Source organism: Candidatus Hinthialibacter antarcticus, assembly GCA_030765645.1.
In the GTDB taxonomy this organism is placed as follows: domain Bacteria; phylum Hinthialibacterota; class Hinthialibacteria; order Hinthialibacterales; family Hinthialibacteraceae; genus Hinthialibacter; species Hinthialibacter antarcticus.
In genome coordinates this window covers 1-9,405 of the sequence record JAVCCE010000018.1, presented here as the reverse complement: position 1 = coordinate 9,405, position 9,405 = coordinate 1, and the positions used below count along the sequence as shown (strand labels likewise).

Here is a 9,405-nt window from a genome sequence, read left to right as displayed (position 1 = left end):
GCAGTATCGGACGCATTCCCCCGGGTGAGCCGTGGGTCTTTAACATCTGACTTACTAAGCCGCCTGCACGCGCTTTACGCCCAATAAATCCGAACAACGCTTGCCCTCTCCGTATTACCGCGGCTGCTGGCACGGAGTTAGCCAGGGCTTCTTCTCCAGGTACTGTCAAATACAGAAGTTATTGGCCTCCATATCATTCATCCCTGTCGAAAGCAGTTTACAATCCGAAGACCGTCGTCCTGCACGCGGCGTCGCTCGTTCAGGCTTTCGCCCATTGACGAAGCTTCTAGACTGCTGCCTCCCGTAGGAGTCTGGGCCGTATCTCAATCCCAGTGTGGCCAGTCATCCTCTCAGACCGGCTACCAATCGTAGCCTTGGTAGGCCGTTACCCCACCAACAAGCTAATTGGGCGCGAGCCGCTCCTTTGGCGAGAGGTCCGAAGATCCCCCCCTTTGGTCGTTCTGCCATGCGACAAAACGACATTATGCGGTATTAGCCGCGGTTTCCCGCGGTTGTCCCCCACCATAGGGTGCGTTACTCACGTGTTACTCACCCGTTTGCCGCTCTACTAATTCCCCGAAGGGAACGTTCGCGCTCGACTTGCATGCCTTATCCACGCCGCCAGCGTTCGTTCTGAGCCAGGATCAAACTCTCCGTGGAAAGTGTCAACACTCATCGAGTGAGTGTATGGTCCTAGTTACTGTACTCCAGAACAAACGCGACTTTTTCATCGCGTTAATAGTTGTTCGTTTGTACTTAGGAACTGTTACTCAAGGCCGAAGCCTTAAGCCGCAGTACCTGCACACGCAAACCTGCCTGATTGTCAAAGAACGAGAAAGAAATTACTTCCTTTGTTCGCTTTACGTAATTATCGCCCACCTGAAGCGGGCGATGTTTGTAAGCCCTTTTGTTTCTAGCGGGCAAGAGAAGATACTACCCAAACTCTTCCCCCCCGTCAACCCAACCAGCGAAACTTTTTAAACTTTTTTCCGCTTGCCCTGCTGCGTACTCTTGGGCGGGGCCGAAGTTAACTTCTGAACCGGAGCAAGAGAATAATCATTTTTTTCTTTCTTACCAAGGGGTCTGCGAAACTTTTTTTACTTTTTTTTCGCTTACCCTTACTGCCTTCTCTTAGGCTCCAGTTCCGAAAGTTCATCTCTGAACCGGAGCGAAATAATAGACAGATTTTGCTTTTGACCTAGGGGCGCGTTGCGCTTTTTCTCATCTTTTTTACTCCCCCTTCAAAACCCCTTCTACGATAATACCAAACGAGCAAATAACCAAAACATCGACTCGGCGCTTTAACATAATAATAACAGTACGAAACTCACGTCATATTATATTACATACAATATAATATAGACTCATCAACTTGGATTCAATCGAGTTTTGTTTTTTTATCCTAAAATATACAGAATCGTTCTATTCCTGGAGAGATTACGTACCAAACAATCCCGAATTGCTTGGAGTTAAACCGCAGATAAGCGGCTCTTTACATCGGTTTAAGTTACTTTAGGGGTTATCAGCGAACCGGATAATTGCAATAACAAGCAGAAACTTAGAGTGAAACTCGTAATTTAAACTGCACGGATAAGCGCGCAGCAGCCCTCGCTCAATTTGAACGAGGGCCTATTACTGACTCTTTCACAGTAACCTAAAGCAATATGTCCGCCTCAATTCACCGCATGTGCGCTGAGGGATTTTTGCGCTGATTGCATGTACGGCGTGTATTCTTGGTCTTGTTTCATGATGTGGCTTATCAACCAGTCTTTGAGGAAATCAAGAATATCCTGTGAAAGGATCACTTCGCCGGATTCAAACGCTCGTTGAAATTCCAATACTTTGTCCGTAAAGCCAACGTGAATCTTTTTGTGCGCCTCCAATTTGGGATACCCCGCCTGTTCCATTTTGTTTTCTTCCGCTGAAAAATGGTTCTTGGTATAGCGGACCAGTTCATCAAGTATCCCAGACAATACGGCCTTCGCTTGCTTGTCCTTCATCGCGTCATACAGTTGGTTAATGAGAGTGATCAGTTTTTTATGTTGCTCGTCAATATTATGCGCTTGCACGCTCATTGCATCGCTCCACTCAACGAATGAGCGTTTCTTTGCCTTGCCGTTTGTCCTCGGTTTGGTTGAAATTTGAGAATTAAAGGGCCTCTGCGTGTTTAGCGACGAATCACCGTCATCAAAGCGATAGCCCTGCATCATTTCTTTCAGGCTCATCGCCTGGGCGGCCAACTGCTCACTGGCGGCGGCGGTCTGGTCGCTGGTCATAGAGTTATCATGGGTGATCTGGTCGAGGCGTTCCAGAATCGACTGGACTTGGTTCGCCGCCTGCGCCTGGGTATCGCTTGCAGATGAAATTCCCTGAACATACTGGGCCGCTTCTTGAATAATGGGGATAACGGTTTGGATCAGTTTCCCGGCCTGTTCCGCGCGTGACACGCTGTTCTTTGCCAGAGCGCTGATTTGTTTGGCCGATTCCTGGCTGCGTTCCGCCAGTTTTTTTACTTCGACCGCGACTACGGCGAAGCCTTTGCCGAGCTCGCCAGCGCGCGCGGCTTCAATGGCGGCGTTTAACGCCAGCAAATTGGTTTGGTCTGCAATATCGTCAACGACTTGCACTGTTTCAGTAATCACCTTCATATCGGCGACCGTTTTCAGGACGGCCTCTCCGCATTGCTCAATTTCACTCGACGCCCGTTCGGTAATCTTGTTCGTCTTGCCTGCATTTTGGGCGTTTTGATTGACCGATTCGGTCAATTCATCAATCGCGTTGCGGGTTTCCTGAATGCTAGACGCCTGGACGGTGTTCGATTGAGACATACTCTGCGACGTTTCTGATAAACTTTCCGCGCCAGCTGACACTTCATCCGCCGTACACGAGAATTCTTTCATAATGCGTTGCAGCGTGTCTGACATTTGATTGAGAGAATTCGAGAAGTCTCCCATTTCGTCTTTGGATTTCACATCAACGCGATGAGTAAAATCGCCCGACGCCACCGCATGGGCCGCCTTGAGGCCATGTTGTAACGGTTGAATCACGAAGCGCTTCGTCAAGAAGTAGACCAGTAATGCGGCAAAGATTGAAATCGTGAATAGAATCGCAAGGCTGCCGTTAAAGAAGGAGCCTTTTAAATCAGACATCGTTACGGCGGCGACATTCATGCCTTCCAGCAACGAGTCATTAGAAAAAGAATAAAAAGCGACGCCGCCAATCTGGCCTTCGGTCCAATCGTGGCAATCAATACATTTTGCATCTGCGATCTGCACATCATATATATTGATATGATCGTCCGTCTCTTCAACGATCATTTCCGGGTTGGCTTGTAATTGAGCCCAAACTTTTTCATCCATCGGCTGCTCAATTCGTTCGGCGACGGTTGAATACGCAGCGCCTCCCGTTTCGTTAAATAACGTGAACTCGTTTAAGTTGTCGACTTCTGATAAATCAGCCAGCAGTTCTTCAAACCGCTCCATTTCGCCTTCTTGAATCGACGAACTCAGCGTTTTATCGACAAATTCTTGAATAATGAGCGCATTTTGGCGATTTTGATTTTGAATCAGCGTAAAAAATGAATGTGATTGTTTATCAATACTTTTGCCGGACGCCCAGAATTGTCCCATTAAGCAAATTGAAAGCACAATAATCAGTGAGCCGACCAAAGATAGTGTAAGTTTCGTTGATAATTTCATGATGCCGTCCTTTACGTAAACATATTCAATTATTCCTAAATACGCATGGGAGCAAATTTTATACCGCAGGGGAGGCGCCACTGTTTCTTCGGTCGGGCAAGTGCATCTAAGTTTTTACGTTACAGGTGATTCGGAGATGTAATAAAAAATGAATTCATTTCATATCTACGAAGGTGTTGGTTAAATTGTTAGTTCAAGTTACTTCTGTGTAGTCTGAATGATTACACAATTGGTTAAGTCATCATTTGGCAGGGTAATAAAAAAACAAAACCCCCACGCATCGGGAACGATACGCGGGGGATCAGGTTATCTTCGAACCGCTGCCTTTATGAATGAGACCATAGGTCCCGTTTAGATGGCCCGTGTTCGAGAACATTCAGATGACATTCTTGATTGAAGAATGACTATTTTGTTCCCAGGATTGCATCTTTGCAGGCTTTGGCGATACGGAACTTGACGACGGTCTTTGCCGGAATCTTGATGGTTTCGCCGGTCGCCGGGTTGCGGCCTTTGCGCGCTTTGCGTTTCACCAAAACCAATTTACCAAAACCGGGAAGGGTAAAACCTTTTTTGGCTTCTTTGTAACCAACAGCAGCCAATTCGTCTAACAACTCTTGTACTTGCTTTTTGGTGATTTCAATCTTTTCCGCCAAATGGCCGATCAATTGGCTTTTGGTCATCGGCTTGGCAGTCTTAGCAACGGTCTTCTTCATCAGAACTCTCCTTTAAGCGTGTGTAATTACATTAGATGTAATTTAATACTTTTTTCGCTTGCGTCAAGAAAAAAATGCACTTGACCGTGATTTTATGCCCTATTTTCAGGCATTTTAGCTATTTGGGGGGTTAAAACCGCCGAAATTGGGTTATTTTTTGACGCCAATTGCTGATTCGCCCCGTTAACAAAGCGTTTGAAGGCTTGATAATCTTCGTTATGAAAGGCGTTTTTTCGCCACGGCGTGAGGGAATTATTTTGCAGCAACGGCTCTGTGCGGGGGTCATAATCGAAGCCGATGAGTTCTCGTTCAAACAAAGGCGTCTGCGGCAGAGGCGAATACATCGCGATTTTGATCTGACTGCCCGAGTCAATTACGACGCGGCAGGCGTCTTCCACGTCTTGAAGCGGCTGCCCGGGCATCCCCAATAAAAGGTAGGTTCCGACCTCGCGCGGGCCGAAACCCGCCTCGCGAAGGTATTGCATACATTGTACATATTCGTCGGTGTACACCTTACCGCCAGTGGAGCGCTGCATATCGCGTTGCGCGACCTCCAACCCCAGCCGGATGGTCGTGAATCCGACCCGCTTCAATAAAAGCGCTGTCTCACGGTCAACGCGGCGAACGTGCAGCGCGTTGGGAGTATGAAAGCGCAGGTTCCAACCGCGCCGCGCCACTTCTTCAAACACCGGTAGGGCGCATTCTTCTTTCTTGACCAGCAGCGCATCGTCATAAAACGCGATATCAGTCGCGCCAAACTCTTCAACCAGGCACTCTAATGAATGAATGATCGCATCGACCGGGTAAGGAATATGGCTCGGCCAAAGCGAATGGGTCGCGCAATAGGTGCAGTGACAGGGGCAACCCGTGGACATTAATATAGGAAAACAGAAATCTCCCCGCATCCATTCGTAGTCCGGCTCGATCCAATCGCTTTGCTGTCCCTTGCATTCAACCGTAACGCCCGCCAGATGGTTGATCTGGTTCACGCAATCGAACCAGTCGCGTCCGGTGACGACTGCGTCCGCGCCCGAGTGCTGCTGCGCGTGTTCTTTGCATAGCGTCGGGTACACGCCGCCGATTACGACCTGCGCCTTTGGGAACAAGCGCCGCGCCATAGCAATCGCATCAAACGCGCCCAGATACCAATAGGTCATCATGCAGGGAATAATCACCATGTCCGGCTGCGCAAAGTCTTTCAAGCGTTGCTCGACGCGCTCCGGCGGGACGCCATAGCGTTTGTACTCACGCGGGACAAATGACAACGCCTCCGGCAGCGGGATATCTTCGCGGTAATAGTGCCCGCATCCATATTGGTTGAGTCGGTGTTTCTGCGGCGGGCGTAAGCCGTCCAGGTCAGGCGATCGGCGGTCGATGCAATCGTAGAAGTCGATCTCCCACCCGCATGAACGCAACACGGACGAAAGCCGCAGCAGATTCAAAGGCCGCGCCCAATGGTCGAAGGCGGAGAAATCGGTGATCCAAGGATTGAATAATAACGCTCGCATGGGGGTATGGTGTTCGTTTCTCTAAAATGAATCAAGCAAGAAAGCATCGTTTTTTTTAAGTGAGTCACCTGGGCTTGGGTACATCTCTCTTCGCTTCGGTGCGGGCTTGCCGCCCTCTTTGCACAGGCGCTCACAGAGTTGCACCCAAGCCCTGTTATGAGCAAATGGGTGCCAAGGGCAAGGCGTCGCGAAGCGACGGCAGCCCTTGAATTACATTGTCCTAGATTAAGTGATTGCAAATTGTGATTGTGTAATACGCGGATAAACAGAATCACCCCAATTTGGCTTAATATCAGCCAATCGTTCTTCAACAAATTTTTTTTCAATTTCAAATGTTGCTTTCGGCCCAACTTTTATTTCACATATAGGTAGAATTTTTGTTTGAGGATTTCGAAAATCAAACATTAAGTATGGAATTGATTTTCCATTCTTTTCAAAAAATCGAATGTTTTTTGCTTCTAATGTCCCATCGTTGAAATCTATAAATACACGCATTTCTCTTTCGCTGCTATACTCAGGTGATTTTATAAAATCAGATATTACATATAATTGGGTCACAATTTCTTCTATTATTCGATTTCGAAAAGCAGTTAAATAAGATGGGTTTGTAGAGCATGTCTCCCCAAAATTTTTCAAATCATTAATCCCAGATTCTAACATGTTTATGACAAGATCATTTTGTTCAGGTTCATCATAAATAACGGGGGAACAATAATAAAATGGTTGTTTAATTAATACATTATTTCTTCGTCCATTCAAAATTTTCAGCCAATCAAATCCAATGGCGAAACCATTCCCACTTTCAGCATAAGTATTCCATTGGTCCATATCATCAGACGAAAATGTGAGACATGCACAATAAGAACTACTCTTTGCATCAGAGTCATCATCTTTCTTTTGAAGATTGATTAATGTGTATTCTGCAATGCTTCTTGAAGCAGTAGAAATATCATTGCGCTTCAGATATTGACTAATCGCAGTATGAATAACATTCTTGGCATATTCAAATTCTGCCTTGTCATTCATTTTTTTTCTATATGTCGCCCGCAACCCGCCATACTTTAGAATCCCTTTTAAACCAGAACGCGAAGTATAGTGATATAAAATACTCGAAGCATCAGGAGGTAATAACCTATATTTCTGCGTACATTTCTCTATCGTCATTGGAAATGACTCAACGAAATCTTTCATATTTCCCTCTTAATCTAGACGGTGAATTGTTATTATTGATCCAATCTTTCTATTCTGTTTAAGCCCTACTATTCATCAAAACCCGATTTAACCTGTATGATGGCACAAATGGTCTATTATGCAAAACAATAAGGTTGAGAAATGGATATTCAACAAGCCAATCTGAACGCGCTGCAACAGCGTTACCCGCAACTCGCCGCGCGAATTCAAAGCGCTGAACAAGACGCCGAAGTTGCGCTGCGAAACACCGACACCGCCTACCCGACCCTGGTGGTGCAGAAACACGGGCAATGGGCGGCGCTGCATCACCCCCAAGACCCGGTCATGCACGCGCAACAGTTTGTGCAATCCATCGACGGGCTCGAGTCCGCTCGCAACCTCATGATGTTCGGGTTTGGACTGGGCTATGCAGCGTTGTTAGTCCAGCAAGTGATGAAGGAACCGCAACGTATTTTATTGCTGGAACCTTCGCTGAGCGTATTCCGCGCCGCGCTTCAAACGATTGATCTTTCGAGCCTGCTAGTAGACCCCTGCGTAGAAATCGTGATCGGCGGACAGCCCTGCGCCATTCGCCAGGCTGTGCTCAATCACTTGATGGACTTCATGGCGAACTCGGTGATCGCTGTCGAGTTCCCACCCGTCGTGGGCGCGTTCGCCGAATGGGCCGAAGCCGCCAAACAAGAAGCGCAAGACACGCTGCGCTTCGGTCAGAGCGGGCTTGTGACCAAATTCAAAGACGGCCCGCTGACGCTGCGCAATCTGCTCGGCAACCTGGATGCAATCACAACCACGCCGGGGCTGTCCGCGTTAGGCGAGTCGTTCAAAAACGTCCCGGCCATCATCATCGCCGCCGGGCCGTCGCTGGCGAAGAACATCGACCAACTGCGCGGCCTGGAGCAACATTTTCTGCTCATCGCTGTGGACACCGCCTATGAATTATTGTTGAAACACGGCGTGAAGCCGCACATCGTCGTCACCGTTGACCCGACCGAACTCAATCTGCGCCATTTCAAACAAGAGCGCTACGACGACGCATGGCTGCTGTTTGATCCAGAGGCGCGACCTGAGATCGTCGCCAAATTCTCAAAGCGCCTCACCGCCATGACCGACAAGCACGATTTCTTTCAATGGCTTGACCAACAAACAGGCGGCAAGGGCGTGATCCGCAAAGGCGGCATGGTCTCTCAGGCTGGCTTGTACGCTGCGTCGTATCTGGGCTGCTCGCCGATTGTTCTCGTCGGGCAAGACCTGGCGTTGGAGCGCAACGACGGCGCGACCCATATCGCCGAGACCGCCAACTGTCGCAACGTCGGATTTATCGAAGGCGAGAAAGATAAAGCCGACGTGCCCAATCTGGACGGCAGCCAAGTCAGCCGCGAGCCGCTGTTTTGGGTGGACGGCGTCGACGGTCAGCCCGTCCCCACCGTGCAAAGTTTCCTTATATATATTCGTATGCTGGAAGAAGACATTCGGCGCATCCCCGCTCCAGTCATCGACGCCACCGAAGGCGGCGCCAAAATCTCCGGGACGAAAATCCAGACGCTGGCGAAAGTCATAGAACAAGAACGAAAATCCGAAATGAATGTCCCGCATAAATTGGCCGCGCTCGGTTCGGCCCCGGTTCAAAAAATTAAACATGACGTACGCCGCGAAATCCGCGACCGTTTGCAGCAACGATTGCAGAGCGCGAAACAAATTGCGCAAGAGGTGAAACAACAAACCGAGTCCGATATCACCCGCGCAGAAGAACAACTAGAAAACGCGCGCCAGCGGCTGATTACCGATGTGGTTGATGATTACATGATTGAATACGCCGCGCCCAAGGCGTTGTTTGAATTTTTGAAACTCGGCCCCGGCGGCGCCAGCGACGAGGTGCGCCGCGAACACATTCAGCGCCGCCTGCAAGCGCTCATCACCGCCGTCGAAGAAGCCAACGCGATACTACATGAATCACTGAAGTGAAATTAAACTATAAAGTTTATTCGCCTTCATACAAAAAATTGTCTTGAATAGGTGGGTTATATGCTTTGTGTTCAATTACTTCTTGAATTATATAATCTTTTTTCAAACCAGCATCACTTTGGTATTGATTTTCCTTAAGCCGAACTCTTAGGATATCTTTACTTCCCACTCGAATCTTTCCACTTTTTATACCATCAATATATTTTTTGTAACACTTTAGCCGCCTGAAGCAAGTTTGCCGGGAAATAGAGGGAGTGCATGACCGGAGGCGATGGATTGTAATGCATCCACGACGGTGTCGACAACGGGAAGGTCACGCCGTTTGAGGGTACG

Annotated in this window: 6 protein-coding genes and 1 rRNA gene; 1 reads left to right on the top strand and 6 read right to left on the bottom strand. The window is 48.3% G+C overall.

What is annotated here, in order from left to right:
• From P9L94_05910 to P9L94_05890, 5 genes are all read right to left on the bottom strand, one after another.
• Positions 1 to 660, bottom strand: a 16S ribosomal RNA gene (locus P9L94_05910); the annotation flags it as partial.
• A gap of 1,013 nt (positions 661 to 1,673) precedes the next feature.
• Positions 1,674 to 3,698: a bacteriohemerythrin gene (locus P9L94_05905; GenBank protein ID MDP8243596.1), complete on the bottom strand. Its 2,025-nt coding sequence runs from the start codon at positions 3,696 to 3,698 to the stop codon at positions 1,674 to 1,676.
• A gap of 404 nt (positions 3,699 to 4,102) precedes the next feature.
• Positions 4,103 to 4,411 (bottom strand): HU family DNA-binding protein, encoded by a 309-nt coding sequence (locus tag P9L94_05900; GenBank protein ID MDP8243595.1) that lies wholly within the window; start codon positions 4,409 to 4,411, stop codon positions 4,103 to 4,105.
• A gap of 92 nt (positions 4,412 to 4,503) precedes the next feature.
• Positions 4,504 to 5,919 (bottom strand): B12-binding domain-containing radical SAM protein, encoded by a 1,416-nt coding sequence (locus P9L94_05895; GenBank protein MDP8243594.1) that lies wholly within the window; start codon positions 5,917 to 5,919, stop codon positions 4,504 to 4,506.
• A gap of 225 nt (positions 5,920 to 6,144) precedes the next feature.
• Positions 6,145 to 7,110 (bottom strand): DUF2971 domain-containing protein, encoded by a 966-nt coding sequence (locus tag P9L94_05890; protein ID MDP8243593.1) that lies wholly within the window; start codon positions 7,108 to 7,110, stop codon positions 6,145 to 6,147.
• Between the two features lie 141 nt (positions 7,111 to 7,251).
• Between P9L94_05890 and P9L94_05885 the strand changes: the two genes are divergently transcribed.
• On the top strand, positions 7,252 to 9,072 hold the full coding sequence (locus tag P9L94_05885) for a DUF115 domain-containing protein (protein ID MDP8243592.1): 1,821 nt from the start codon (positions 7,252 to 7,254) through the stop codon (positions 9,070 to 9,072).
• Positions 9,073 to 9,088: 16 nt separating this feature from the next.
• Here the strand turns inward: P9L94_05885 and P9L94_05880 are convergent, their stop codons facing one another.
• The gene (locus P9L94_05880) at positions 9,089 to 9,241 is read right to left on the bottom strand and encodes a hypothetical protein (GenBank protein MDP8243591.1); all 153 of its coding nucleotides are present in this window, start codon (positions 9,239 to 9,241) and stop codon (positions 9,089 to 9,091) included.
• Positions 9,242 to 9,405 lie beyond the last annotated feature (164 nt).